Source organism: Nonomuraea sp. NBC_00507 (assembly GCF_036013525.1).
Lineage (GTDB): Bacteria > Actinomycetota > Actinomycetes > Streptosporangiales > Streptosporangiaceae > Nonomuraea.
The window spans coordinates 9158338-9183389 of sequence record NZ_CP107853.1 but is presented as its reverse complement, the minus strand read 5'-3'; the positions used below and the strand labels follow the sequence as shown (position 1 = coordinate 9183389).

Annotated in this window: 22 protein-coding genes; 14 read left to right on the top strand and 8 right to left on the bottom strand. The window is 70.7% G+C overall.

Going from position 1 to position 25052, the window contains the following annotated elements:
- The first annotated feature begins 17 nt into the window (after nt 1-17).
- On the top strand, nt 18-1637 hold the full coding sequence (locus OHA25_RS44225; protein ID WP_327591126.1) for a SulP family inorganic anion transporter: 1620 nt from the start codon (nt 18-20) through the stop codon (nt 1635-1637).
- Nucleotides 1638-1879: 242 nt separating this feature from the next.
- Here the strand turns inward: OHA25_RS44225 and lgt are convergent, their stop codons facing one another.
- Nucleotides 1880-2674, bottom strand: a complete 795-nt coding sequence (lgt, locus tag OHA25_RS44220; RefSeq protein ID WP_327582884.1) for a prolipoprotein diacylglyceryl transferase — start codon at nt 2672-2674, stop codon at nt 1880-1882.
- Nucleotides 2675-2786: 112 nt separating this feature from the next.
- Here lgt and OHA25_RS44215 point away from each other — a divergent pair, with 112 nt between their 5' ends.
- The 9 genes from OHA25_RS44215 to OHA25_RS44175 all read left to right on the top strand — a co-directional run bounded on the left by OHA25_RS44215 (nt 2787) and on the right by OHA25_RS44175 (nt 9330).
- Nucleotides 2787-3914, top strand: coding sequence for a sensor histidine kinase (locus OHA25_RS44215; RefSeq protein WP_327582883.1), 1128 nt, complete (start codon nt 2787-2789; stop codon nt 3912-3914).
- Nucleotides 3911-4543, top strand: coding sequence for a response regulator transcription factor (locus tag OHA25_RS44210; RefSeq protein WP_327582882.1), 633 nt, complete (start codon nt 3911-3913; stop codon nt 4541-4543). Before OHA25_RS44215 ends, OHA25_RS44210 begins: the two co-directional genes overlap by 4 nt.
- Nucleotides 4544-4589: 46 nt before the next feature.
- The gene (locus tag OHA25_RS44205; protein WP_327582881.1) at nt 4590-4928 is read left to right on the top strand and encodes an ArsR/SmtB family transcription factor; all 339 of its coding nucleotides are present in this window, start codon (nt 4590-4592) and stop codon (nt 4926-4928) included.
- Nucleotides 4925-5401 carry an SRPBCC family protein gene (locus OHA25_RS44200; RefSeq protein WP_327582880.1) on the top strand — a complete coding sequence of 159 codons (477 nt, stop codon included), beginning with the start codon at nt 4925-4927 and terminating at the stop codon, nt 5399-5401. The genes OHA25_RS44205 and OHA25_RS44200 overlap by 4 nt, the downstream gene beginning before the upstream one ends.
- Nucleotides 5398-6024 carry a dihydrofolate reductase family protein gene (locus tag OHA25_RS44195; protein WP_327582879.1) on the top strand — a complete coding sequence of 209 codons (627 nt, stop codon included), beginning with the start codon at nt 5398-5400 and terminating at the stop codon, nt 6022-6024. Before OHA25_RS44200 ends, OHA25_RS44195 begins: the two co-directional genes overlap by 4 nt.
- A 197-nt stretch (nt 6025-6221) precedes the next feature.
- Nucleotides 6222-6908, top strand: a complete 687-nt coding sequence (locus OHA25_RS44190) for an MFS transporter (RefSeq protein WP_327582878.1) — start codon at nt 6222-6224, stop codon at nt 6906-6908.
- A gap of 256 nt (nt 6909-7164) precedes the next feature.
- Nucleotides 7165-7572, top strand: coding sequence for a hypothetical protein (locus OHA25_RS44185; protein ID WP_327582877.1), 408 nt, complete (start codon nt 7165-7167; stop codon nt 7570-7572).
- Between the two features lie 122 nt (nt 7573-7694).
- A complete protein-coding gene (locus tag OHA25_RS44180; protein ID WP_327582876.1) occupies nt 7695-8672 on the top strand; it encodes a helix-turn-helix domain-containing protein in 978 nt (325 codons plus the stop codon).
- Between the two features lie 172 nt (nt 8673-8844).
- Nucleotides 8845-9330 carry a quercetin 2,3-dioxygenase gene (locus OHA25_RS44175; protein ID WP_327582875.1) on the top strand — a complete coding sequence of 162 codons (486 nt, stop codon included), beginning with the start codon at nt 8845-8847 and terminating at the stop codon, nt 9328-9330.
- 97 nt (nt 9331-9427) lie between these two features.
- Here the strand turns inward: OHA25_RS44175 and OHA25_RS44170 are convergent, their stop codons facing one another.
- The 4 genes from OHA25_RS44170 to OHA25_RS44155 all read right to left on the bottom strand — a co-directional run bounded on the left by OHA25_RS44170 (nt 9428) and on the right by OHA25_RS44155 (nt 16433).
- Entirely contained in the window at nt 9428-12310 is a 2883-nt protein-coding gene (locus OHA25_RS44170) for a DUF7824 domain-containing protein (RefSeq protein WP_327582874.1), read from the bottom strand.
- 461 nt (nt 12311-12771) lie between these two features.
- Nucleotides 12772-13794, bottom strand: a complete 1023-nt coding sequence (locus OHA25_RS44165) for an ABC transporter substrate-binding protein (protein WP_327582873.1) — start codon at nt 13792-13794, stop codon at nt 12772-12774.
- Nucleotides 13795-13949: 155 nt separating this feature from the next.
- The gene (locus OHA25_RS44160) at nt 13950-15008 is read right to left on the bottom strand and encodes an ABC transporter permease (protein ID WP_327582872.1); all 1059 of its coding nucleotides are present in this window, start codon (nt 15006-15008) and stop codon (nt 13950-13952) included.
- 81 nt (nt 15009-15089) lie between these two features.
- The gene (locus OHA25_RS44155; RefSeq protein ID WP_327582871.1) at nt 15090-16433 is read right to left on the bottom strand and encodes a glycoside hydrolase family 125 protein; all 1344 of its coding nucleotides are present in this window, start codon (nt 16431-16433) and stop codon (nt 15090-15092) included.
- Between the two features lie 230 nt (nt 16434-16663).
- On the opposite strand from OHA25_RS44155, the gene OHA25_RS44150 reads away from it, so the two are divergent.
- Together OHA25_RS44150 and OHA25_RS44145 are read left to right on the top strand one after the other, a co-directional pair.
- A complete protein-coding gene (locus OHA25_RS44150; RefSeq protein WP_327582870.1) occupies nt 16664-17569 on the top strand; it encodes an ATP-binding cassette domain-containing protein in 906 nt (301 codons plus the stop codon).
- A 64-nt stretch (nt 17570-17633) separates the two neighbouring features.
- Nucleotides 17634-18680, top strand: a complete 1047-nt coding sequence (locus OHA25_RS44145) for a LacI family DNA-binding transcriptional regulator (protein ID WP_327582869.1) — start codon at nt 17634-17636, stop codon at nt 18678-18680.
- Nucleotides 18681-18978: 298 nt separating this feature from the next.
- Here OHA25_RS44145 and OHA25_RS44140 read toward each other — a convergent pair whose 3' ends face one another.
- From OHA25_RS44140 to OHA25_RS44130, 3 genes are all read right to left on the bottom strand, one after another.
- The gene (locus tag OHA25_RS44140; protein WP_327582868.1) at nt 18979-20715 is read right to left on the bottom strand and encodes an NAD-dependent malic enzyme; all 1737 of its coding nucleotides are present in this window, start codon (nt 20713-20715) and stop codon (nt 18979-18981) included.
- Between the two features lie 124 nt (nt 20716-20839).
- A complete protein-coding gene (locus tag OHA25_RS44135; protein ID WP_327582867.1) occupies nt 20840-22102 on the bottom strand; it encodes a cytochrome P450 in 1263 nt (420 codons plus the stop codon).
- 7 nt (nt 22103-22109) lie between these two features.
- Nucleotides 22110-23462 (bottom strand): glutamine synthetase family protein, encoded by a 1353-nt coding sequence (locus OHA25_RS44130; RefSeq protein WP_327582866.1) that lies wholly within the window; start codon nt 23460-23462, stop codon nt 22110-22112.
- A gap of 185 nt (nt 23463-23647) precedes the next feature.
- On the opposite strand from OHA25_RS44130, the gene OHA25_RS44125 reads away from it, so the two are divergent.
- Both OHA25_RS44125 and OHA25_RS44120 read left to right on the top strand, forming a co-directional pair.
- Nucleotides 23648-23842: a ferredoxin gene (locus OHA25_RS44125; RefSeq protein ID WP_327582865.1), complete on the top strand. Its 195-nt coding sequence runs from the start codon at nt 23648-23650 to the stop codon at nt 23840-23842.
- Nucleotide 23843: 1 nt separating this feature from the next.
- Nucleotides 23844-25052 carry an NAD(P)/FAD-dependent oxidoreductase gene (locus tag OHA25_RS44120; RefSeq protein ID WP_327582864.1) on the top strand — a complete coding sequence of 403 codons (1209 nt, stop codon included), beginning with the start codon at nt 23844-23846 and terminating at the stop codon, nt 25050-25052.

Here is a 25052-nt window from a genome sequence, read left to right as displayed (position 1 = left end):
GGGGCGAACTGGCCGGGATGGGCCGACGTCCCCGGCGTGACCTGCTGGCCGGGCTCACGGTGGCGATCGTCGCTTTGCCGCTGGCGCTCGGGTTCGGCATCTCCTCGGGCATGGGCGCCGAGGCCGGCCTGGTCACGGCGGTGGTCGCCGGGGCGCTCGCGGCCCTGTTCGGCGGCTCTGGGCTGCAGGTGTCCGGGCCGACCGGGGCGATGACGGTGGTCCTGGTGCCGATCATGCAGGCGCACGGGGCCTCCGGGGTGCTGACCGTCGGCGTGCTCGCCGGGCTGCTGCTGATCGGGCTGGCACTGGCCCGCGCCGGCAGATACATGGCCCTGGTGCCTGCCCCGGTCGTGGAGGGTTTCACGGTCGGCATCGCCTGCGTCATCGGCCTGCAGCAAATTCCCGCGGCCCTCGGCATTCCCACGCCCGAGGGGGACAAGGTCACCGCCGTAGCCTGGCAGGCGACACAGGACTTCATCGCCCACCCGAACTGGCAGGCTCTGGGCATCTCGTTGGCGGTCGCGGCGGTGATGTCGGCAGGCACACGATGGCGGCCGAGACTGCCCTTCTCCCTGATCGCCGTCGCCGCCGCCACCCTTGCCGCCGAGCTGACCGGCATGCCGGTGGCCCGGATCGGCGACTTGCCCGACGGACTGCCCGCTCCCTCACTGGCCTTCCTGGATCCATCGGCGCTGGCCGCGCTGATCACCCCGGCCATCGCCGTGGCGGCGCTGGCCGCGCTGGAGTCCCTGCTGTCGGCCGCCGTCGCAGACGGCATGAGCGTCAACCACCGGCACGATCCGGACCGGGAGCTGTTCGGACAGGGGCTGGCCAACCTGGTGGCGCCGCTGTTCGGCGGCGTCCCGGCCACCGGGGCGATCGCCCGCACCGCCGTCAACGTACGCTCCGGCGCCCAGTCCCGGCTTGCCGCCCTGGCCCACGCCGGAATCCTCGCCGTGATCATCTACACTGCCGCCGACCTGGTCGCACGGATCCCGCTGGCCGCGCTGGCCGGCGTCCTGCTGGCCACATCCGTACGCATGGTCGAGGTCGGCTCGGTCAAGGCCATGCTCCGCTCCACCCGCGGCGACGCCGTGGTCCTGGTGCTGACCGCGCTGGCCACCCTCGCGCTGGACCTGGTCCAGGCGGTGATCCTCGGGTTGATCGTGGCCGGGGCGCTGGCCTTGCGCGCCATCGCGCGCAACGTACGGCTGGATGAGATGCCGCTACGCCCAGATCTGCCCGGCGACCACACTGAGGAGGAGCACGCCCTGCTCGCCGAGCACATCGTCGCCTACCGCCTGGACGGGCCGCTGTTCTTCGCCGCGGCCCACCGCTTCCTGCTGGAGCTGTCAGAAGTCGCCGACGTCTGCGTGGTGATCCTGCGCATGTCCCGCGTCACCACCATCGACGCCAGCGGCGCCCTGGTGCTCCGCGACGCCATCGAACGGCTCGAACGCCGCGGCATCACGGTCTTCGTCTCCGGCATCCGCGACGGCCACCACCAGCCCCTGGAAGCCCTCGGCGTCATCGCCCGCCTCAATCAGGCCGGCCGTGTTTTCAGCACGACTCCCGAGGCCATCGCCGCTGCCCGCGACCGCCTCGACCACACCGGCATCCTGCCCGCCACCACCTGACCGGCGGCTTACTGCTGGTCCTCATGTGGGTGGCCGAGCTGCCCCTGGCCAACAACCCGTTCATGGACGACCACATCATCTACGCGGTCGTCCTCGCCGGCCTCGCGCTCGCCAACGCCGGCACCACGCTCAGCCTGGGCAAGCTGCCGATCGTTCAGAACAACGCCTGGCTCAAGTGGTGCGCACGACCACCCGCCCACCCCGGCGCGGCGCCGGGTCGCCCTCGTCCTACACGCCCGGGATCAGGGAGTGCGCACCTTGCGGGCGGCCATCAGGTAGGCGGCCGCCGCCCCGAAGACCAGCAGCGCGGTCCAGACGTTGAAGCGCAGACCGAGGATGTGGGGGGCGGGATCGATGCGCAGCCACTCGATCCAGGCGCGACCGGCGGTGTAGGCCGCGACGTACAGCGCGAACGTCCGCCCACGCCCGAGCTGGAAGCGCCGCTCGGCCCAGACGACGACGCCGGCCACGCCCAGGTTCCACAGCGACTCGTAGAGGAAGGCCGGATGGTAGGTGGCCGTGGATTCCAGGCCCGGCGGCCGGTGAGCGGGGTCGATCTCCAGCGCCCATGGCAGCGTGGTCGGCCCGCCGTACAGCTCCTGGTTGAACCAGTTCCCCCAGCGGGCGATCGCCTGCCCGAGCGCGATCCCGGGTGCGGCGGCGTCGGCGAAGTCGCGCAGCGCGATGCCGCGCCGGCGGCAGGCCAGCCATGCGCCCACCGCGCCACCGGCGACGGCGCCCCAGATGCTGATTCCGCCCTCCCAGATCGCGAAGGCCCGCAGGGGGTCCTTGCCGGGACCGAAGTACTGCTGCCAATCGGTGGCCAGGTGGTAGAGCCGGGCGCCGACGATGCCGAACGGCACGGCCCAGGTGGCGATGTCCCCGACCGCGCCGTGCTCGCCGCCGCGGGCGGACCAGCGGCGCTGGGTCACCCAGATGCCGACGGCGATGGCGAGCACCATCAGCAGGGAGTACGCGCGGATAGGGAGCGGGCCGAGGTGCCAGACGGCTTGGGACGGGCTGGGGATGGCTGTCACGCCGTCGAGTCTGGTGGCAGTACGGCTGCGCGCACATCGAGCGGGACACTGATCGCAGGGTCAGTCGACTGGTTGATGCCGAGCCGACGGACGGCTGATTATCGTCGGTGCCGTGGAGTCCTGGGAGCGTTCGCAGCGCCGGTGGCAGCACGCCTCCTTCGCCTCATGGCTGGTGCTGACCTCGGCCGGGCCTCTGATGGAGGTGGGTCGGGTCCTCCCGGTCCTGTTGGTGGGCGGCCTGGCCGCGTGGTACGCGGCGTGGTTCGTGCTGTGGACACCGCCCACGGGCGAGGTGCCCCTGCCGTACGTGCTCGGCGGCGGGCTGCTCTGGCTGGGGCTGCTCGCCGTCGACTCCTCCTTCCTGGTGGTCTGCCTGAGCGTGCTCGTGCCGTACTGCATGGACGCCGTGCGCGTCGGGCTGGTCGCGGTGGTGTCGTGCGCCGGAGGCTGGCTATGGCATCGCTACCACGAGAGCGGGTCGATCACCTGGACCGAGATCGCCATCACCGCGCTGATCGCGATCAGCACGGCCACCGCGGTCGGGTACTTCTACTCGGTGGCCCGGCAGAGCGCCGAGCGCCAGCGGCTCATCGACCAGCTGCAGGCCGCGCAGGAGGCGCGGGCGGCGGCCGAGCGGCAGGCGGGCGTGGCAGCCGAGCGGCAGCGGTTGGCCCGCGACATCCACGACAGCCTGACTCAGGGGTTCGCCAGCGTGGTGATGCTGCTGGAGGCGGCGCAAGAGACATTGCCGGACAACAAGCACCTGACCCACGCGTTACGGGCGGCCAGGGAGAACCTTACGGAAAGTCGCCGGGTCGTGCGGGCGCTGCGCCCAGGCGAGCTCGACGACGGCGGCCTGCCGGAGGCCCTGCGGCGGCTGTCCGGCCGCCTGGCCGACGAGACCGGCATCGAGGCGCACACCGTGATCACCGGGACGCTGCGGCCCCTGGACGCGCACGTCCAGGTGGAGCTGCTGCGCGTGGCGCAGGAGGCGGTCGCCAACGTCCGCCGCCATGCCCGCGCCGAGCAGGTTACGCTGACCCTGTCGTATATGGAGGACCTGGTCGTGCTGGATGTTCACGACGACGGCGACGGCTTCGATCCCGAGCGGGCCGCCTCCGGCCACGGCCTGTCGATCATGCTGGAGCGGATGGAGCAGCTCGGCGGCACGTTACTCGTGGAGAGCACATCGGGGGAGGGCACCACGGTCGTGGCCAGCCTCCCGGCGGTGGCGCGATGATCGTCCGCGTCCTGATCGCCGACGATCATCCGGTGGTCCGCGACGGCATCCGGGCGATGCTCGGCACTCAGGACGATCTGGAGGTGGTCGGCGAGGCGGTCTCAGGCACGGACGCCATACGGCTGGCGTGCGATCTGCGGCCCGACGTCACCCTGATGGACCTGCAGATGCCCGAGGTCGACGGCGCGACGGCGATCAGCCGGATCCGCAGCCACGACCCCGGTGCCAGGGTGATCGTCTTGACCACTTATGACACCGACGGCGACATCTCACGTGCCATCGACGCGGGAGCCATCGGCTACCTGCTCAAGGACACTCGCCGTGAGCAGCTGTTCGACGCCATCAGGGCGGCGGCCCGAGGGGAGAGCGCCCTCTCGCCCGCGATAGCGAGCCGGGTGTTGTCGTGGGCGCGAACCGAAACGCCCGGCGCCCTCAGCGGGCGGGAGATCGAAGTCCTCGGCGCGGTCGCCCAGGGAATGAGCAACAAGGCCATCGCGGCCCACCTGTGCATCAGCGAGGCCACGGTCAAGACCCACCTGCTGCACATCTTCGCCAAGCTCGGCGTCGATGACCGTACCGCCGCCGTGACCGTGGCCGCCACGCGGGGGATCATCCGGCTCAGCGGCTGATACTTAGCCCTTGCGCTAACTATGGCCGGCCGTAATACTTAGCCTCATGGCACAGTATTCGGCGCACCTGGACGGCGTGTTCGTCGCCCTCGCCGACCCGACCCGGCGCGCCGTCGTGCGGCGCCTGGGTCACGGGCCCACGAGCGTCGGCGACCTGGCCCGCGAGTTCCCGATGACCCTCCCGTCGTTCATGAAGCACGTGCGGACGCTCGAATCGAACGGGCTCATCCGCACGGTCAAGTCCGGCCGGGTGCGCACGTGCGTGCTCAACCGCGAGCGGCTCGCCCTCATCGACGACTGGCTGGCGGAGCAGCGCCGCATCTGGGAGGAACGCACCGACCGCCTGGAGCGGTTCGTCACCGACCCGAAGGAGAACAGGCAGTGAACCCCGATCTCGACCTTGCTCTGGAGCGGATCATCCGCGCCCCGCGCGCGACCGTGTGGCGGGCTTGGACCGACCCGTCCCGGCTCGAGCAGTGGTGGATCCCGGCTCCGTACCGCTGCCGGGTGGACCGGCTGGAGCTGCGACCCGGGGGAGCCTTCGTGGCGCGCATGAGTGACGGCGGGACCGAGTTCGTCCCGCATCTGGACGCGTGCTTCCTCGCCGTCGACGAACTCGAGCGGATCGTGTTCACCAATGCGATCACCAGCACGTGGCGTCCCGCGAACCCCGCCCCGGTCGCGATGACCGCCACGATCACACTGAACGATCACCCGGACGGCACGGATTACCGGATTCTCGTACGGCACGGCGACCCGGAATCCCGCGCCCGCCACGAGAAGCTCGGCTTCGCCGAGGGCTGGGGCACGGTCGCCGGCCAGCTGGCCGCCCTCGCTGAGAGCACGGTCCCGCGATGAGGATCACCCTCACCGAGTTCGTCACGCTGGACGGGGTCAGCCAGGGACCTGGCTCTCCGGACGAGGACACCAGCGACGGCTTCGCCCTCGGCGGCTGGCTCGTGCCCCACATGGACGGGACGTTCGTCCAGCGTGCCTCCGGCTGGCTCGACCTCGCCGACGGCCTGCTGCTCGGCCGGCGCACGTACGAGGCGTTCGCGCGCGACTGGCCGAAGATCACTGACCCGGCCGATCCGTTCGCCGAACGGATGAACACCCTGCCGAAGTACGTCGTGTCGAACACCCTCACCGAGGTGACCTGGCATCCCACGACCATGCTCGGAGGCGACCCGATCCAGGCGGTCACCGAGCTCAAGGCGCGATCGGGAAGGGAACTCCAGATCCACGGCAGCGCCCGCCTGGCGGACACGCTCCTGGCGGCGGGACTGATCGACACGCTTCGCCTCGTGGTCGCGCCCACGGTGCTCCGGGCCGGCCGCCGCCTGCTGGGCGGTCCGGGAACCACGTCCGGTCTCCGCCTGGTCCATCATGAGGCGACGCCGACCGGCCTGCTGCTCCTCGAATACGAGACGACAGGCCGAGCACTCCGAGGCGACTACGAGGGCGTCACCGCCTTCCTCTGAGGCAGGGACAAGGATGCGGCCAGCGCTGCGGTCAGGCCAGGCCTCGGCCGGGTCGCCGTACGCGGTGGTGCCGAGGCCGCACGCTCGCGAACTCCATGCTGACGACACCGAGCGACCCTGCATGCTCTCGGTCTGCTCGGTATTCCTCCTTGCAGCGGGATGGACGAGAAAGTCAAGCCCGATGCAAACTGATCCCCATGCACGATCATCAACCGCAAGGGAATGCCGCTCCGCCGGGCGAGGAGCGACCGGCATGGGCGTTGATCGGCCCAGGAATCGCTGCGCTTACCGGGTTGTACTTGCTGACGATGCCCTTCGGGCCCGCAGCGCAGCTTTCTCTGCAGTTAGATCTGGCTTTGTCCAGCCAGACCGCCCTGCTCATGACTCTCGTTGCGTACCTGGTCAGCGCGGCAGCAGGCGGGGCGCTGGGCGTTGGCCTTGGTGGGCGTTTGCTGACGACAGTGGGCATCGCGGCCATTGCCTTCATGATCATCGGTGTGCTGCTGAACGCGCTCGCCACCGGCGCCGGAATCTATCTGACCGGCCGGGTGCTGAGCGGGCTCGGTGCCGGTGGCGTGGTGGGGGCGACGGCGGCATTCGCGCGGCGGGTGGGCCGTCGCTGGGGCGCGGTGGGCGCGATACTGGCGGGTCTTGGTGTCCTCGCCTTGATTCTTGGCCCGTTCATCAATCACGTGCTGTCGAGCGCGTTGTCGTGGAGGTGGGGATACCTCATCACGCTGCTTCCCTTGGTCGTGGGGCTGATTGCCGCCGCCATCAGCGGATTCGTGCTGCTCCTGACCCGGCGGCCTGCGCAACCGAATGCGGCCGGCATGCCGTATCCACCAGCCGAGCAACGGCCTTGGACCGCCCCTCCGGGGACCTGAGCGGACTACGGGACGGCTACGCGGAGAAGATTCCGGTGATAGCCGCGGCCGGTGACATCGCTTCCGCATGGTGCCCGGCGCCCTTGTCATCCCCAGATCCGTAGCGGCCTCGGGGTTGAGCGACACCATTTTCGTGCAGCCATCACCACAGTGCACTCAAAGGCAAGAGCCGTGCCGCATCTGCCAATGTGTTCCGCCAGGCGGCCTCCTAGCGTCGGAGTCATCAGAAAGGAAGGCTCCACGAAAGGAGATCCTCATGACCGCGATGATCAGGCGCCGCGGCCTCACCGTCGCCGTCGCATCCCTCGCTGCGTTCAGCATTCTTGGGGGGACGGCCGAGACCGCGTCAGCCCACCCTGCTCCGGGGTGTAACAGCAGGACCTACCCGGGCTACACCGTCCGTCACCTCCACCTGTACGGGAGTAACCCGGCCGTTGCCGTCTGCAAGGCCTTCAAGGCCATCGGCGGGGGGAAATTCCAGGTCTTCTACAAGATCAAGGGTCGAGGCGGCCCCAGGCAGGTTCAGGTTCGGAACGACGGAACGACCGTCCGCACGTATTTCGTGAGAGGCGGAACGGGGACGATAAAGAGCCGGCTCCAGGGGCACCGCACCTTCTTCAGAACCTGCCGCCCGGACGGCACGGTCTGTGGCGCGTGGCAGTGACCGTCACCAACGGCGTCCCGGCGGGGAGAGCTGCACGTCGACCGCCTTGCCCCGATGTTCATCAGAAGTGGCCCGCCAAACTGTTTGAGTGGGGGGCCAGCCGAGGCATAGCGTGGGTTTGTATGAGTGTCGTGTTCAGGGCCGACGGGCTCCCGCCGGCGTCGCGCGTCGACTACTGGCGAGAGATCATCAGCGACGTTTTCCTGCCGCTCGACCTCCGCGGTGAGATCGGTCCGAAGACGCCTGCCGAGTTGCGCACCACAGAGATCGGGCCGATTCGGTTCACCGAGTCGGTCACCGGGCCTGGGTCGTTGTTTCGGACGGGCAGGACGCCTCGCCTCATCCGTAGCTCGGATCCGGATGTGTGCCTGGTCGGGGTGCTCGTCGAAGGCGAGGTGCGCGTGGAGCAGGACGGCCGGCAGGCCGTCCTGCGTCCCGGCGATCTATCGTTCATCGACCCGGCGCGGCCGTTCGAACAGTCCTTCACCGCTATGCGCAACATCAGGGTGAGCGTCCCGAAGGCGATGATCCCGTTGCGCGATCGCGAACTCGGCGAGCTGACCGGCGTGCGCATTCCCGGCGACCGGGGAGCGGGGGCGCTGGCCTCGGCACTGACCCGGCAGCTCGCACACAGCGTCGATGAGCTGCCGGCTCCGGAGACGGCACGGCTGGGCACCGCGGTCGTCGAGGTGCTGACCGTGGCGCTGGCCAGTCGCCTCGACAGGACCTCAGCGGTGCCCCGGACGCGGGAACGCACGCTGCTGCACCGCATCTACGCGTACGTCGAGCAGCAGCTCACCGACCCCGAGCTCTCACCGCGCAGCATCGCCACCGCGCACCATATCTCGGTGCGCTACCTGTACAAGCTGTTCGAAGCCGAGCAGATGACCGTCGGTGCTTGGGTTCGCCGGCGTCGGCTGGAGCGGTGTCGTCAGGACCTGTGTGATCCCGCGCAGCGCAACCGGCCGGTCGCCGCGATCGGCACGCACTGGGGATTTCTGAGCGCGACGCATTTCAGCCGCGCGTTCCGCGACGCGTACGGGTTCTCGCCGGCACAGTTTCGGGCGCATTCGGTGATGCCGGCCGGCAACGAGAGGTAGGCCGGCACGGACCTTGACCGTCCGCGCGCCCGCCCTGTGCACGGGAGCGGCAACGAGGGTGTGCTGATCGGTGACGACACGGGCGGAGGGCGTGCGTGCTCACGTCCGGGTGGGTAACCAACGCCGAGCTCGGGTAATAGGCCGCCGAGCTGCCCCAAGAAGGGAAGACCCGATGTCCCGACCGCCACTGGACACGCTGCTGCTGCCACCCGGTCACGGTGAGGGGCTGTGGCATCTCGACGCGCTGTGGACGTTCAAGATCCCGGCGGCAGTCACCGGCGGCGCGTTCAGCCTCGCCGAACAACTGCTCCCCAAGGGCGCGGCGCCGCCCGTGCACCGCCACACCCGCGAGGACGAAGCCTGGATCGTGCTCGATGGGGAGGTCACCTTCTTTCTCGACGACGAGCAACGTACCGCCGGACCCGGCACCTACGTGTTCGGACCGCGCGGGCTAGCCCATACACACCGCGTCGAGTCGGACACCGCCCGGCTCGCCACGCTGCTCATCCCCGGCACCTGCGAAGCGTTCTTCCACACCACCGGACGACCGGCCGTATCCCTCACCCTCCCCCCACCCGAGCAGCACGACCTGGACCGGTTGCTGGAAGGCATGCGCGAACACGGCATCGAGTTCCTCGCTCCACCACCGGCCCCGTAGAGCCGGCACGTCGCGGCCACCGCCCTGATCGCGACCTCACCGGGCGTGGCAACGTGTTCGGCCTGCGTGTCCGAGGCGATTCGTCGGCCGCACTCGTCTAGGCGCGCGCCCGCGTCGCGGCCTGTCCCCGTCCGCCGAGTAGTTGCTCGTGCAGGGCGCGGGCGTTGCGTACGAAGCCGCTCGACCCCTTGCGGGCCGCCACCTCGGCGACCGCCGGGACTGGGCCGTGCGCTCCCGCCCAGCGGGCGGCGTCGACCGCGAAGGTGAGCGCCTGGGTGTGCCCAGAATGCGGCCGCTCGTCCGGTCCCGGCAGGTAGACGGTCAGCAGCCCGGTCATGATCTCCCACACCTGCCGGTGCGCGCCCTGTCTCGCGCATTCCTCCAGCGCCGGCCGTATGCGGCTCATCTTGGTCACGTCCCTGCGCAGGGACAGCCCGAGCTGCCGCCCGCACTCCACCGCGGGCAGGCAGCCGGCGGCCGCCGCGCCCAGGAGTAGTCCCCGGCCGCGCTCGGGCCAGGCGAACATGCCCTGCTCGGTCAGCTGGACGGCGATCAGCAGCGCCATTGCCTCACCCACCGGCCCGTCCTGGGAGAACAGCGCGGCCACGTACTCGTGGAAGTAGCCCGGCCGGTCCCAGGTGTTGAGCAGATGCGGCAGGAAGTGCATGGCCACCGTCTCCCGGTCCGAGGGCAGCGTCAGCCGCCAGGAGTCCATGTATCTGCCGTCGTCTTCGTTCGGCCAGGGACGCGGATCGGACAGCAGCGCGTCGATCAGCGCCAGCCCCGTCGGCTCGATCCGGATGCGGGGGTGCAACCGGGGGCTGTGCCCGCCCTGCTGCCGGTCGTGCGTGTAGTCGCCGCCGGCGTGCGACCAGTCCACGCGCAGCTCCGCCTCCGGCCGGTCGGCCAGCCAGCGCGCCAGCGTCGCGCCCGCTTGCGAGGTCAGCTTCCCGGCGCGGTCGACCACCTCTGGGTCCACCTCGCGCGGCAGCCGCAGCAGCGCCTGCCCCAGATCGGCGGGGAGGGCCTGGACACCGGCACGCTCGTATCCCTTAAGGCGAGACACCAGCTCGGCGGGGTCGAGGTGGCCGGAGGTGAGGGTCGGGGTGGCCAGCAGGTAGGGCGGCAGCGTCCCGGCCTTCAGCGCGGCGTGGACCTCGGCGCAGCGTAACAGCATGGCGTAGTGCGGCAGTGAGACGTGGCGCGGGTCCGGCAGGCGGTCCCGCGGCGTGTCCTCCTCCTCGTCGCGGCGTCTCCAGTGACCCGACGACATGATCGACACCCCTAGGATCTCCGCGTCGAGCGGCGGGCCTTCCTTGAAGCGCTCCAGGTTGCCCAGCGGAATGCCTTGTGCCGTGAGGCCCGCGGCGATGCTTTCCCGCAGCTCGGCGGGCAGCCGGCCGAAGTCCACCTCCATGTCGCCCTCGGCGGTGCGCACGCCGATGATGTGCCTGGCGTACTCGGGAGCTCGTTCGGGCTCCGGGACGGGTGGCTCCTCGCCGGGATTGGCGGCCTCGCGCAGCAGCGCCTCCGTCCACTCACTGAGGTCGGACCACTGGCGGCGCTCGTAGATCCGGCCCCGGCCCGGGCGCGGCCGCTTGGACGGGTCGCGGACGAAGCCGTCGAGCCACCGTTCGAAGGTGATGCCGTCGCCGACCCGGTTGTAGGCGGCGGTCAGGTCGTCAACCGCCGGCGGGAACGGCTCGCGGGCGAGCGGCTCGAACGGCGGCAGCGGCGCGGGCTCGAAGTCGTCGGGCGCCTCCGGCTCGGTCGCCACCACGCCGTACGCCTCCGACAGCCGCGCCGCCAGCTCGGCGGGTAGGACGCTCGCCGCCTCGCGCACGGCCCCGGTCCCGGCGGGCGTGAAGCGTCCGGCATGCTTGACGGCCAGGCGCACCGTGCGCTCGCGCACCTCGTAGGACTCGCACAGGAATGCCGAGGCGAGCGCAGGGGCCAGGTCGTCGAGGTCGCCGGCCGCGTCGCGGGCGGCCTGGTCCAGCAGGCTCAGCCCGGCGCGCACGAGCTTTCCCTCAGGGCGGAACAGCAGTGCCGACACCGCGTCATTGACCTCCTCGCCGCTCAGCCCGCCCGCGCCGCGCAGGTGCCGCAGCGCCAGCTCGGCCACCGGACCCGGCGCGGCGGGCAGCAGCCGCAGGTAGTCGCGGTTGCGCTCCTGGCTCGGCGCCGGGGCCAGCATCTCGTGCAGGCGGGCGAAGAAGCGTAGGTCGGTGGCGCTGCCGCCACGCAGGAACCGCCGTATGCAGCCGTCGACCAGCGGCTCGGGAGCGAACCGGCCGGCCGCGACCGCCTCGCGCAGCGCTCCCAGCCAGGTGCGGCGGCCGGAGTCCCATGAGGGCGGCTCGACATTGTCCTCCCGCAGCTCCCGGCCGACGCCCTCGGCCTCGAACAGGCGGGGCACCAGGTGCTCGGCCAGTGGGTCGTGCTCCAGGGCCGGCGGCGGCTGGGACACCCAGGCGGTCGTGAGCGGGTCGTGGTCAGGCGGGACGGCGCCGGTGCGGCGCAGCAGCTCCAGGGCCAGCGGGACACTGTCGTCCCTGGCCTGGGCCCGGCTGCCGCGCAACCGCAGGGCCAGGCGCACGGCGACGTCGGCCTGCCACTCCGGCGGCCGCGCGGCGATCACCCGCAGCAGCGGCCCGGAGTCGAGCGGCCGCCGCCAGCGGGTGAAGTCGCGACGGTAGAGCCAGGTCGCGACGGCCGCCGCCCCGCCGAGCACGCCCGCGCCGGCGACCCGCATGGGCTCGATCCATTCCTCGCCGTCGCTCCAGACGCCCCGGCGGCGGTCGCGTTCCGCGACCGCCTTCCTGGCGACACCGATGTGGCCGGGCAGCTCTCGGGCCACCTCGCGGCATCCGGCCTCGTCGAGGGCCAGCACCGCGTCCGCGACCAGGGCCGGGTCGCCGGCCGTGATGGCCGCCCGCACGCCCGGCCAGGCTCGGCTCTTGGGGGGGTGAGTCGTCATGCCGCACACCGTAGAGATCGGCTCCGACAGATCCGGATCATCGGCCGTCGCCCGCATGCGATCAAAAGGATCAGAAACCTCTCGGCCACCGGTGCCGCATTTACCGTGAGCACTACCGATCTCTGGCACTCGGGGGGATGATCTTGTGACGGTGTCAACAGTCGTGGCGGCCGGCTTCGTGATCATGTTCGTGTGCGTCGTCGTGGGGATGGCCGGGTCACTGATCAGCGGAGGGCCCTCCATGCGGAGGGGATCCGGCAGCCCCGGCATCCCGTTCGGCGGCGGCTCGGGCGGGTTTGGTGACAGTGGCTGCGACGGCGGCGGCTTCTCGGGCGGTGACGGAAGTGGAGGCGGAGGTGGAGGCGGAGGCGGCTGACGACCGGCCCCATACGCCGAGCATCACAACGGCCGGAAACCCGTGGGGGTTTCCGGCCGGTGCGATGCCGGCGGCTGAGCCGGTGTCAGTTGCAGGTGGTGGTGTAGAGATACTTCGCGACCTCGGGGTCGTCGACGTTCTCCTTGGTGATGACGGTAGAGTCCGTGCCGATCTGCTTCTGCACCTGCTCGCCACGCGCCGCCGCGGCGGCCTGGGCGACACCGTCGGCGCCGATCTGCGCCGGCTGCTGAGCGACCAGGGCCTGGACCACGTCGTCGCGCAACTGCTCGACCTGCGCGGGTCCCGCGTCGAAGCCGACCAGCTTGATCGTGCCGGCCTTGCCCGCCGCCTTCACCGCGTTGTTGGCGCCCTGGCTCTGGTCCGTGCTGAGCGCGAAGATGCCGGCCAGGTCGGGATGGGCCGCGAGCTGGGCGGAGACCAGCTGGGAGATCTTCGCGACGCCGTTGGAGGTGAACACGTTGCCGAGATATTTGATGTTGGGGTACTTCTTGAGCCCCTCCTCGAAGCCCTTCTGCCGGGCCTCGGCCGTGCTGACTCCGGGCTGGCCGCCGACCAGGAGGACGCTGCCCTTCTCGCCGATGAGCTTCGCCAGCGCGTCGGCGGCGACCTGCCCGCCCTTGACGTTGTCGCTGGCGATCGCTGAAGCGACGAAGCTGGTGTCCGACAGGGTGGTGTCCACCAGCACCACCTTGATACCGGCCTCGGTCGCCTGCTTGAGCGGCTGGATCAGGGCCTGGGAGTCGTTGGGGGCGATGAACAGCGCGTCCGGCCGGGCGGCGATGACGGAGTTGACCATGGGGATCTGCAGGCTCACGTCCCAGTTCTTGGCGCCCTGGACGTTCAGGTCCACGTTGTGCTGCGCCGCCGCCTCCTTGGCGCCGCAGGCCATGGTCTCGTAGAAGGGGTCACCTGCGACCCCTTCGATGAAGGTCACTTTGACCTTCTTGGCCCCCGCTTCGGTCGTTGTGGCCGAGGCGCCGGCGTTCGAGGCGGTGTCCGTGCCGCTGGAAGCGGAGGAACCGCAGGCGGCGAGCGTGGTCACGAGACCGGCGACGACGGCCAGCCATGCCATGGGTGTTCTCTGCATCGTCGACTCTCCTGATTGATGCGGCCGCACACTGTCGGTGTGTGCGGGCGATGGAGTGAAACGTGCGTCGTCGCAGGAGGAAGTCTCGTGGGCGGCGCAGGGCGTGAGCAGATGTGGGGGATGAGCGGGATGGATGCTGTGAGAGTCCTGCCGCGCTACGTTCGTACGTCGCGCCGTCGGCGCCGCTGGTCGACCATCACCACGATGACCAGGGCGGCGCCGAGTGCGACCTGCTGCCAGAAGGGCTCCAAGCCGAGGATGACGAAGCCGTCCGTGAGCACCGAAGGGATCATGACGCCGACGACGGTGCCGAGCACGGTGCCCACACCGCCGATCAGGCTCGTCCCTCCGATGACGACCGCGAGAATCGCCTGCAGCATGTCGGTCTGGTGTCCGTTGAGCGTCGTTGTCTGGAACCGGGCCAGGCTCACGAATCCGGACAGCCCGGCCAGGGCGCCGGAGAGCACGTAGACCTTGACGATGTGGTTGTTGACGTTGACCGCGGCCCGGCGGACCGCCTCCTCGTTGGATCCGATCGCGGCCGTATAGCGGCCGAACCGCGTCTGCGACATCACGAAGGCGCCGGCGGCGGCGACCGTCAGTGCCACCAGCACCGTGTACGGCACGCCGAGGAATTCGCCGAAGCCGAGGGTGTCGGCCAGCGTGCGCGGCACGCCGTGCATGTCCTGCCCACCGGCCAGGAGGTAGGCGAGGCCGGTGGCGGCGGCGAAGCTGCCGAGTGTGGTGATCAGCGGAGAGACGCCGCCGCGGGTGGTGACGAGCCCGTTGACCAGCCCCCATGCCACCCCGGACAGCAGCGCGGCGGCGAGCCCGGCCAGCAGGACGAGTGGCCCGTCGCCGCCGATCGCGAGCATCACCTTGAGGCTGACGACGCCCGAGAACACGAGCACCGAGCCGACCGAGAGATCGATGCCCGCGATCGTGATGACGAAGGTCATTCCGACCGCGATGAGCAGGTAGCTCGAGGCGTCGACGGCGATGCTCTTGGCGTTGAACCAGGACACGAACTGCTCTGGGCGCATCACCGAGAAGATGGTGATCAGGGCCAGCAGGACGAGCACCGACCAGCTGCGTTGCGTCCGGTGCACGTTACGGAGCCGGCCGGACGTCTGCGATCCCGGCCGGGCGCCGTCCGCGGTGGCCACGGGACGTGCGGCGTCGGTGCTCGTCGGCGCTGTCTCAAGCTCTGACATCGCTCACCTCTGTAGGGTGCGCCATTGGTGACAACGTTGTCACATCGGATGAGGCACGGTAACCCCGGCCGCCGGGGGCCGTCAACGCCGGTGGCCCAATTGTTGCCGAGCGAGGGTCACCGGCGAATCCGCCGCCCGTACGGCGTCGGCCACCTCGGCCGGCACAGGAGGAACCGGACGCGGCACCGGGAGCCCCGCCAGGGAGAGCGACAGTTCGGCGAACAGGGAATTCGCCCAGGCGAACCACGGCCTGGTGAAGGTGGCGGGATCGTCGGCGTGGAAGCTTTCGTGCATCAGCCCGGTGCCGGCGTCGGTGGCCACGAGCACCCGGTACGTGTCGGCCGACTCTTGCCGTGACCCGGTGGTCAGGGCCCGCATGCACAACGCCATCGGCCAGATGTGCCGCGCAGGTGTGTGCGGGCTGCCGACGCCGTCCGCCGCCACGCCCCGGTAGAAGTACGGGTTCCGTTCGCTCAGCACGAGATCGCGGGTCCGCCGGTAGAGCGGATCGTCGTGGTCGCACCAGCCCAGATAGGGCAGAGAGAGCAGGCTTGGCACATTGGCGTCGTCCATAAGGTTCACCCCGCCGAGGCCGTCCACCTCGTACGCGTAGACGGGGCCGGAGCCGGTGTGCGCCACTCCATGGCGGGCGATGCCGCCCGCGATGTCGACGGCCAGCTCGAGCGCCCGGGTGCCGAGCGCGGGCTCCAGCAGTCCCTCCGCACACAGCCGCACGACGCCGTTGAGCGCGACCACGGCCGCCGCGTTGGCCGGAATCAGGTAGCCGTACTCGCACCGGTCGTCGCTGGGCCGGAATCCCGACCAGGTCATCCCCGTGTGGCCGACCGGCGACCCGAGGCCGCCGCGGTCCAGTGTGTCGCCCTGGAAGGGACCGGCCACGCGCTCGAACCGGTACGGCGAGGCCCGCTCGTGGTCCTGCTCGACCCGCCAGACCCGCATGACGAGGTCGGCAGCCGCCGCGAAGTCGCCGTCCAGATGCGCCGCCGATCCACCGGCCGCCCAGAGCTCATAGCCGAAGGACAGCAACGAGCACAGCGAGTCCACCTCGTACTTGCGCTCCCACACGTCCGGGGGCGGCGCCGGCCGGTCGTGCTCGTCCGCGTGGCCGCCGGTGGGCCCGTCGTTCACCGCGTTCGCGTAGGGATCGGTCAGGACCGCGCGGGCCATCCGCCGGACGACCCCGGTCAGGACGCGCCGCACGGCCGGGTCGGGCAGGCCGATCAAGTACGGCCGGAGCTGGCCGATCGTGTCCCGGTGCCACATCGCTTCGATGTCGCCGGTGATGACGAAGGGCTCGTCCAGTTCGCCGCGCAGCGTGGTCGTCCAGGCGTTGGCGAAACAGCGCCGGAACAACTCACCGGCGCCGAATTCCGCCTCCAGCCGAGCCGCCGCCCGGGAGGACACGGAGGCCAGGCTCCCAGCGAGAACTGCCCAGTGTGCTGCGTGGATGTCGGCTGACAAGAAGAACGCACCCCTCAACTGACAGGCGGAACCTGCTCGGTGCCGCGGGTCACGGCGGGATCTCCGCACCGCGGACGTCTATGCCGGCGCACGCTACCCTAGTACTGTCCGATGCGACAGCGTTGTCACCCCCTCCGGTTCCCCTCGGCCGGACGGGATCCGAGGAGGCGCAGATGAGCAGCAGCCCTGACACCCCGCTCCTGCAGTTGTCCGGCATCGTCAAGCACTATGGGACGGTCCGGGCCCTCCAAGACGCCTCGCTCACCGTTTACCCGAACGAGGTCGTCGCACTGGTCGGAGACAACGGCGCGGGCAAGAGCACCATGATCAAGGTGATCTCCGGGGTGATCCAGCCGGACGAGGGCGAGATCGTCGTCGACGGCCGGCCGGTCACCTTCTCCAGTCCGCTCGATCCGCGAAGCCATGGCATCGAGACCGTCTATCAGGACCTCGCGCTCGCCCCCGACCTCGATCCCGCTGCGAACCTCTTCCTCGGACGTGAGGTGCTGCGCGGCGGTCTGCTCGGCAGGCTGGGCATGCTGGACAAGCCGGAGATGCGGCGCCAGGCCGACGACGCGTTCGCTCGTCTCAGCGTCGGTCTGCAGGACACCCGCAGCGTGGTCGGCACCATGTCCGGTGGTCAGCGGCAGGGGATCGCGGTGGCGCGAGCGGTGCTGTGGGCCAGCCGGCTGGTGCTGATGGACGAGCCGACGGCCGCCCTGGGGGTCGTCCAGACCGGCCGCGTCCGGGCATTGATCGAGTCCGTACGGGAGCAGGGCGTATCCGTGGTGCTGGTCAGCCACAATCTGCCCTTCGTCTTCGAGGTGGCGGATCGGATCGAGGTGCTGCGGCTGGGCCGGCGTGTGGCCATGTTCACGCGGGCGGAGGCCACGGCGGAACGCGTGCTCGGGGCGATGACCGGCATGCTGGCCGAGGTGCCGCCTGGTGATCTTGCCGAGGCCGCCGCCGGCACCGGCCCGGATACGATGATCGGTACCACGATCAACGCCAGGACGGACGGCAGCGGCCGGGCGGACGGACCCGGTGATGTCAGCGGAATCTCCGGGACGGAGGGATGACCGGCCCCGCCGGGGCGTCCGCGGTCTTGTAGTGATCGACAAGCCGCAGGAAGGGGAACGGCTCGTGACTCGGCCGACGATGAAGCAGGTCGCCGAACTCGCCGGGGTGGGCATGAAGACGGTGTCCCGGGTGGTGAACGGGGAGGGGCGGGTCAGCCGTGCGACGCGGTCAAAGGTGGAAGCGGCCATCGCCGCGACCGGCTACCGGCGCAACGAGGTGGCCAGGAGCATGCGAGGCATGCGATCCGGGCAGAGCACCGGAGACATCGGCCTGCTGCTCGGAGACCTCACCAACCCGTTCTTCGCGGCCGTCGCCTCCTCGGTGATCGGCGTGGCCCGGGCACGCGGCTACGCCGTCGTGCTGGCCAGCGCGGATGAGGATCCGCAGGCCGAGCGCGCGGCCATCGACGGCCTGCTGGGCCGCCAGGTGGCCGGGCTCCTCGTCGTTCCCGGCGGCCGGGACTACAGCTACCTGCAGCCGGAGATCGAGCGCGGCACCCCGGTCGTCTTCGTGGACCGCCCCGGCGCCGGGGTGGAGGCCGACGAGGTCGTGCTGGACAACGCCGCCGGGGCGCGGATGGCCGTACGCCACCTCGTCTCCTACGGGCACTCCCGGATCGGCGCCATCGTCGCGCCGAGCCGCTGGACGACGACGCAGCGCCTGCGCGGCTTCAGGGATGCCATGCGCACCGAGGTCGGTTCGGCCGACCCCGCCCTGATCCGGCGCCTGTCCACCGGTTCGGTGGCCGAGGCCGAACGGGCGGGCCGCGAGCTGCTGGCGATGCCGGACCCTCCGACCGCCGTCTTCACCACCACCGGCTTCATGACCCAGGGCCTGCTGCGTGCGCTGGGGCCGCGTCGCGACGTGGCGGTCACCGGCTTCGACGACTTCCCGCTGGCGGACATGCTTCCCGTCCCGCTGACCGTCGTCGCCGGGGATCCGGTCAACCTGGGCACGGTTGCCGCGCAGTCCCTGTTCGCCAGGATCGACGGATGGGCCGGGCCGCCGGCTCGCCGCGTCATCCGCCCCACACTGGTGCCGCGCGGCAGCGGAGAAATCCGCCCACCTGCCTCATCGCTGCTTCCCTCTGGATCATCGGCGTCCGCCTGATCACGCGCGGCGGCGGACGCCGACGGCGGCTCCGTCATTTTCGCCCTGCGGCGGGCGTGCCAGAGGCGGAGTCGGCCGCGCCGGGGCGGGTGAGGCGTTCGGGGTCGATGGCCGCATGGTCATAGCCGATCATCGGGCTCAGCGCGGTCACCACTGGGGCAGCCGCCCGGCGCGGGCGTTGAGCATCGCGGCGGCCTTCTTGATGGAGCCGTACACGTGGTAGACGGCCTTCCGCGTGTGCCGCGCTCGTCCAGCCCGATCGGGACGTCCCTGATCTGCGGCGGAGCTTCGGGCTTGGTCATCGCTGCTCCGCGGCCTTGATCGGGTGGTAGACGGGCTGCCACATGGCCTGGCGGACCTGTTCCACGGCGTTGTGGATCTCATTGCGGGCCAGGCCCTCGGTGGCGGCCTGCTCGGCGACGGCCACGGCGACGGTCGCCGAGACCTCTCTGAGGTTGTCCACCTGCGGCAACAGCGACGCGCCCGGCAGCGACGGGTCCACGAGCCCGGCGACGGCGTTGGCGGCCGCCTCCAACATGCCGTCGCTGACCTGACGCGCCTTGGACACGACCACGCCGAGCCCGATGCCCGGGTACAACATGGCGTTGTTGGCCTGGCCGATGGTGTAGGTGACACCGTTGTACGTGATCGGGTCGACCGGGATGCCGGTGGCGATCAGGGCGCGGCCGCCGGTCCAGTGGAGCAGGTCGGCCGGCATCGCCTCGATCCGCTCGGTGGGGTTGGAGATCGGGAAGATGATCGGCCGGCCCCCGTCGGAGGCCATCGCGCGGACGACGTCCTCGGTGAAGGCGCCGTGCACGGTCGAGGTGCCCAGCAGCATGGTGGGCTTGACCCGCTCGACGACCTCGCGCAGCCCGATCCCGTGCTCCCCGCGGCTCCAGCCGTCCACTTCGGCGGCCGGGCGCGCGTAGGGCCGCTGGAAGTCGCGCAGGTCCGTCATGTCGTCGGTGAGCAGGCCCTGCTTGTCGATCGTCCAGATGCGCCGGGTGGCGGTGTCGCGATCGAGGCCGTCGCGGACCATGGCGTCCCGCAGCTGGTCGGCGATGCCGCAACCGGCCGTGCCCGCGCCGAACACGACGATCCGCTGGTCCCGCATGGCCGTTCCGGACACCCTGACCGCACTGAGCATCGCGGCCAGGACGATCGCGCCGGTGCCCTGCATGTCGTCGTTGAACGTGGGGATCTTGTTCCTGTACCGCTCCAGGATCCGGCGGGCGTTGGACGGGCCGAAGTCCTCCCAGTGCAGCATGGCGCCGGGGAACATGCGGGTGGCCGTGGTGACGTAGGCGTCGATGAAGGCGTCGTAACGGTCACCGCGTACGCGGGCGTGCCGGTTGCCCACATAGGCGGGGTCGTTGAGCAGGGCCTCGTTGTCGGTGCCGACGTCCAGGGCGACCGGGATGACGCGGGCCGGGTCGATGCCCGCGGCGGCGGTGTAGACGGCCAGTTTGCCGGTGGTGATGCCCGCCCCGCCGCCGACGCCCCAGTCGCCGATTCCGAGGATCTCCTCGGCGTCGGACGCGACGATCAGGTCGACGTCATCCGGCCCCATACCGAGGTCGTCGAACGCCTTGGCGATCCCGTCAGGGTCGTTCACGGACAGGTAGAGCCCGCGCGGCCGGCGGTACTCGTGGCTGTAGCCCTTGATCGCCTCGGCCACCGTGGGGTCGTACACGATCGGGAGCATCTCGCGGAGGTGGTCGCTGAGCAGCCGGTAGTACAGGACCTCGTTGCGATCCCGCAGCCCTTCCAGGAAGACGTTCTTGAGTAGGTCCGTGGGCTGGGCGCGGTACTGGGCGTAGGCCCGCTGCGCCTGCTCCTCGATCGTCTCCACCGCGGGCGGGATGAGACCGTCGAGGTCGAGTTCGGCGCGTTCCTGCCGGGTGAAGGCGGTCCCCTTGTTCAGCAGCGGCTCCTGGAGCACGCCGAGCCCGCGTACGGCCGTGACGTAACTTCCGTCGTCCTCCTCGGTGAAACCGCGGCGTGCACTGGTGGATCGGCCGGCAAAGGACATCATCGCCCCCGTAAGACGGTGCGTGCTGTGGACGCCCCGGCTCGTGCCCCTTGGAGGCCCCTATAGCCTCAATGTGCGATAAAGGACGCGTATCGCCGTAAGCGTCCCCCATTGACGGCAGGTTCTAGGCGAGGGTGATCTCCACGGGGAGCTTCTTGATGCCGTTGACGAAGTTGGAGCGCACACGGGGCACCTCGCCGGTGAGGCGGATGTCGGCGAGGCGGGGGATGAGCTCCTCGAACATGATGCGGATCTCGGTGCGCGCGAGCAGGTTGCCCAGGCACAGGTGAGGGCTGCCCTTGCCGAAGGAGACGTGGTCGTTCTTGGTGCGGGTGACGTCGAAGGCGTACGGGTCGGGGAAGACGGCCTCGTCGCGGTTGCCCGCGGCGTACCACATGACCACCTTGTCGCCCTCCTTGATCTGCTTGCCGCCCAGGTCGACGTCACGGGTCGCGGTGCGGCGGAAGTGGTAGACGGGGGAGGCCCAGCGCAGGAATTCCTCGACGGCGTCCGGGATGAGCGAGGGGTCCCGGCGCAGCAGGTCGAGCTGGTCCGGGTGCTGGATCAGGGCCAGCATGGTGTGGGAGATGGCGTGCCGGGTGGTCTCGTTGCCGGCGACGACGAGCAGCAGGAAGTAGTTGTCGAAGTCCTGTTCCGACAGGGGGATGCCGTCGCGCGGGGTCTGGTTGACCAGGCGGGAGACCAGGTCGGTCCCCGTCCCGCCACGGCGCTGCCTGGCCAGTTCGCGGCCGTACTCGAAGACCTCCAATGAGGCGGGGGAGCGGAAGGGCAGGTGGCGGTATTGCTCGCTCTCCTCGCTGCCCAGGAGCACGTCGGCGTAGTCGGGGTCGGTGTTGCCGATGATGCGGTTGCCCCAGTCGATGAGCTTCTTGGTGTCGCCGTCGGGGACGTCGAGCAGGCGGGCCAGCACGTTGATGGGGAAGTCGGCGGAGACGTCGGCGACGAAGTCGAAGGCGCCCTTGGCGAGGGCGGCGTCGAGGGTGGTGGCGGTCAGGCCGCGCAGGAAGTCGGCGTACTGGCTGATGACCGCGGCGCCGAACTGGCGCTGGAGCAGGCTGCGCAGGGCGCGGTGGCGCACCCCGTCCAGCTCCAGGATGGACGCGCGGCGCTTGATCTGGTCGTCGTCGACCTCTTCCAGGTTGACGAACTTGGTGGAGGTGAACGTCTCGGCGTCGCGGTCGACGCGGGTGATGTCCTCGTGGCGGGTGACGGCCCAGAAGCCGGCGTTGGGCGCGGGCTCCGGCTGCCAGTGGACGGGGTCCTCCTGGTGCAGGGTGCGGAACATCCGCCATGGCGTGATGCCGTCGGTGAAGTTGCCGGGGTCGGCGAGGTCGATCTCGTCGAGGGGGAGGGGCTCGGGGATCACTGTGCTCTCACAGGTGGTAGGCGTACTCGGTGAACTCCCAGTCGGTGACGTGCCGATGGAAGCGTTCGATCTCGTTGCGCTTGTAGGCGAGGTAGGAGGCGGCGAAGTCCTTGCCGAGCAGGTCGGTCAGCTCACCGTCGGCTTCGAAGGCGTCCAGCGCGTCGGCGAGCGTCATCGGCAGCACTGCGGCCCGGGCGGTGTCGTATCCGTACCCCTCCAGCGGGGGCGGCGGCTCCAGACCGGCGCGCACCCCCAGCAGCGCGGCGGCGATCGCGCCGGCGATCAGCAGGTACGGGTTCGCGCTCGCGTCGCCGAGGCGCAGCTCGAAGCGGGCGCCGGAGCCGCGCTCGGGCGGGACGCGCACCATGGCGCTGCGGTTGTCGAGGCCCCAGTCGATCAGCCAGGGCGCGAGAGTGTCGGGTCCGAACCGCTTGTAGGAGTTGATGGTGGGGTTGGCCAGCGCCGCGAGCGCCGGGGCGTGGGCCAGGACGCCGGCGATGGCGTGCCGGGCGCTGTCCGACAGCCCGTACGGCGCCGACGGGTCGTCGAAGGCGTTCGTGTCACCGGAGGTGCAGGACAGGTGGAGGTGGAAGCCGGAGCCGCCTTCGTCGTTGAACGGCTTGGCCATGAAGGTGGCCAGGCGGCCCTCGGCGCGGGCCAGCTCTTTGATCGCCGCCTTGAACAGGAACGTGCGGTCGGCGGCGTCCAGGGCGGCGGAATGCACGAGGTTGATCTCGAACTGGCCGCTGCTGAACTCGTGGTTGCCCATGCTCGCGCCCACGCCGAGATCGCGCAGGTGGCGCAGCGTACGGAGGAGGTGGCCGTCGGGGTCGCCGCGGCGCCCGGCGACGTAGACGTTGCCGGGGGCCTCGGCGTAGCGCCGCCACCCGCCGGGCGTGCCGGGGGCGGGCTCGCACAGGAAGTACTCCAGCTCGGGGCCCACCACCGGGCTCAGCCCCTGCTCGGAGCAGCGGTCGAGGACGGCCCTCAGCAGGTCGCGCGGCGACTCGGGCACGGCGTCCCCGGTGGCGGGATCGACGACCTCGCCGAGACACCAGGCGACGCCGGGTTCCCACGGCAGCGGCTTGAGCGTGCCGAGGTCCGGTCGCACCACGATGTCGGGCAGCCCGGCGTCCAGGCCGCCCGCGACCGGCACCACGTCGCCCTGGGGGCTGGTGTGGTAGACGGCGCGGCAGAAGGCCAGCCCGTGCTCGCAGGCGTCGGCCAGGTGGTCGACCAGGACATCCCGCGCCCGGTCGGTGCCGATGAGGTCGGGGTAGACCACGCGGACCACGTCCACGTCCTGAGCGGCCAGGCGGTCCAGGTGCTCGTGGATGTGTGCGATGTCGTGAGCGCTCATCGGCGTCTCCTCGGGCGGGGAGGGTGGAGGCACTACGGCGTGACCGCAGGTTCGTTTGAAGCCAAACGATATGTGCTGGTAGGCAGCCTCGCAAGAGGGTGACCCTCCTATTTTGCGTGGTCCCGGCTCTTGACCTGGTCGTCTCCATCTCCTTATATTGTTTGGACCCAAACGAATTAGGGGGTGTGGCCTTGAAGGTCGTCGTCGACATGAACAAGTGTCAGGATCACGGGCAGTGCGTGTTCGCCGCTCCCGACGTCTTCCAGCTCGACGACGCCGGGCATCTGGCGTACGTCGCCGAGCCGGACGAGTCGCTTCGCGCCGACGTCGAGGACGCCGCGGACGTGTGCCCGCTGCAGGCCATCACGATCGAGGACTGACGTGGCCGGTCATGTCGTCGTGGCGGGCGCCTCGCTGGGTGGCCTGCGCGCCGCCGAGCAGCTGCGCGCGGTCGGCTGGACCGGGGCGATCACCGTGGTCGGTGACGAGCCGGTGATGCCCTATAACCGGCCGCCCCTGTCGAAGGAGGTGCTCGCCGGCAAGGGTTCCTTCGAGTCGCTGGCCTTCCGGCCCCGGGCGAGCGTGGCCGACGTGGAGTGGGTGCTCGGCGCCGCCGTGACCTCCGCGGACCTGGGCCGTCGTGTTCTCGGCCTGGCCCATGGCGCCGAGCTGGCCTTCGACGGCCTGGTCGTCGCCACCGGCGTGCGCCCGCGGCGGCTGGGCTGCCCGGGCCCGCTCCGAGGCCGCCACACCGTTCGCACCGTGGCCGACGCCCGTGCCCTGCGGACCGAGCTGGCCCGACCGGGCGCGCGGGTCGTCGTGGTCGGCGCCGGGTTCATCGGCTGCGAGGTGGCCGCCACCGCCGTCGCGCTCGGCGCCGCCGAGGTGATCGTGGCCGATCCTGAGCCGCTGCCGATGCTCCGTCCGCTCGGCGAGCTGCTTGCCCGTGATCTGCTGCGCCGCCACGAGCAACGGGGCGTGCGCTTCGCGCTCGGCACGGCCGTCACCGGCTTCGAGGGCGAGGACCGGGTGACCGGTGTGGTGCTGGGGGACGGGCGGCGGCCGGCCGCGGACGTGGTGATCGAGGCGGTGGGCTCGATTCCCAACACCGAGTGGCTGGCGGGCAACGGCCTCGACCTCGCCGACGGCGTGCGCACCGACGAGCTGCTGCGTGTGGGCGGTCTGCCGCACGCCGTGGCCGTCGGCGACGTCGCTCGCTTCCCCAACGCCCGCTACGACGGTGTGCCGCGCCGCATCGAGCATTGGTCGATGCCCGCCGACACCGCCAAGCGCGCCGCGAGAACACTGGCCGCGCATCTCGCCGGCGCCGAGCCCGACCCTGAGCCGTTCGCGCCGCTGCCCACCTTCTGGAGCGACCAGCACGACTTCCGCCTGCAGTGCTTCGGCGCCCCGGCGCTCGGCCTGGACGACGTCCGCGTCCTCGAGGGCGAGCCCGGCGGTGACGTCGTCGCCGGCTACCACTCGGCCGGACGGCTGGTCGGCGTCGTCGCCCTGGGCGGCCCGGCCGCCACCGCCGCGGCCGCCCGTCACCGCTCCAGCCTGCTCAAGCCGCCCACTCTCACCGCCTAG

Coding starts and splice junctions, on each gene's coding strand:
- OHA25_RS44170 (WP_327582874.1), bottom strand. CDS start 12,310: ATGACGACTCACCCCCCCAAGAGCCGAGCCTGGCCGGGCGTGCGGGCG.
- OHA25_RS44195 (WP_327582879.1), top strand. CDS start 5,398: ATGAGGATCACCCTCACCGAGTTCGTCACGCTGGACGGGGTCAGCCAG.
- OHA25_RS44225 (WP_327591126.1), top strand. CDS start 18: ATGGGCCGACGTCCCCGGCGTGACCTGCTGGCCGGGCTCACGGTGGCG.
- OHA25_RS44175 (WP_327582875.1), top strand. CDS start 8,845: ATGTCCCGACCGCCACTGGACACGCTGCTGCTGCCACCCGGTCACGGT.
- OHA25_RS44150 (WP_327582870.1), top strand. CDS start 16,664: ATGAGCAGCAGCCCTGACACCCCGCTCCTGCAGTTGTCCGGCATCGTC.
- OHA25_RS44165 (WP_327582873.1), bottom strand. CDS start 13,794: ATGCAGAGAACACCCATGGCATGGCTGGCCGTCGTCGCCGGTCTCGTG.
- OHA25_RS44185 (WP_327582877.1), top strand. CDS start 7,165: ATGACCGCGATGATCAGGCGCCGCGGCCTCACCGTCGCCGTCGCATCC.
- OHA25_RS44160 (WP_327582872.1), bottom strand. CDS start 15,008: ATGTCAGAGCTTGAGACAGCGCCGACGAGCACCGACGCCGCACGTCCC.
- OHA25_RS44180 (WP_327582876.1), top strand. CDS start 7,695: ATGAGTGTCGTGTTCAGGGCCGACGGGCTCCCGCCGGCGTCGCGCGTC.
- OHA25_RS44210 (WP_327582882.1), top strand. CDS start 3,911: ATGATCGTCCGCGTCCTGATCGCCGACGATCATCCGGTGGTCCGCGAC.
- OHA25_RS44140 (WP_327582868.1), bottom strand. CDS start 20,715: ATGTCCTTTGCCGGCCGATCCACCAGTGCACGCCGCGGTTTCACCGAG.
- OHA25_RS44205 (WP_327582881.1), top strand. CDS start 4,590: ATGGCACAGTATTCGGCGCACCTGGACGGCGTGTTCGTCGCCCTCGCC.
- OHA25_RS44190 (WP_327582878.1), top strand. CDS start 6,222: ATGCACGATCATCAACCGCAAGGGAATGCCGCTCCGCCGGGCGAGGAG.
- OHA25_RS44130 (WP_327582866.1), bottom strand. CDS start 23,462: ATGAGCGCTCACGACATCGCACACATCCACGAGCACCTGGACCGCCTG.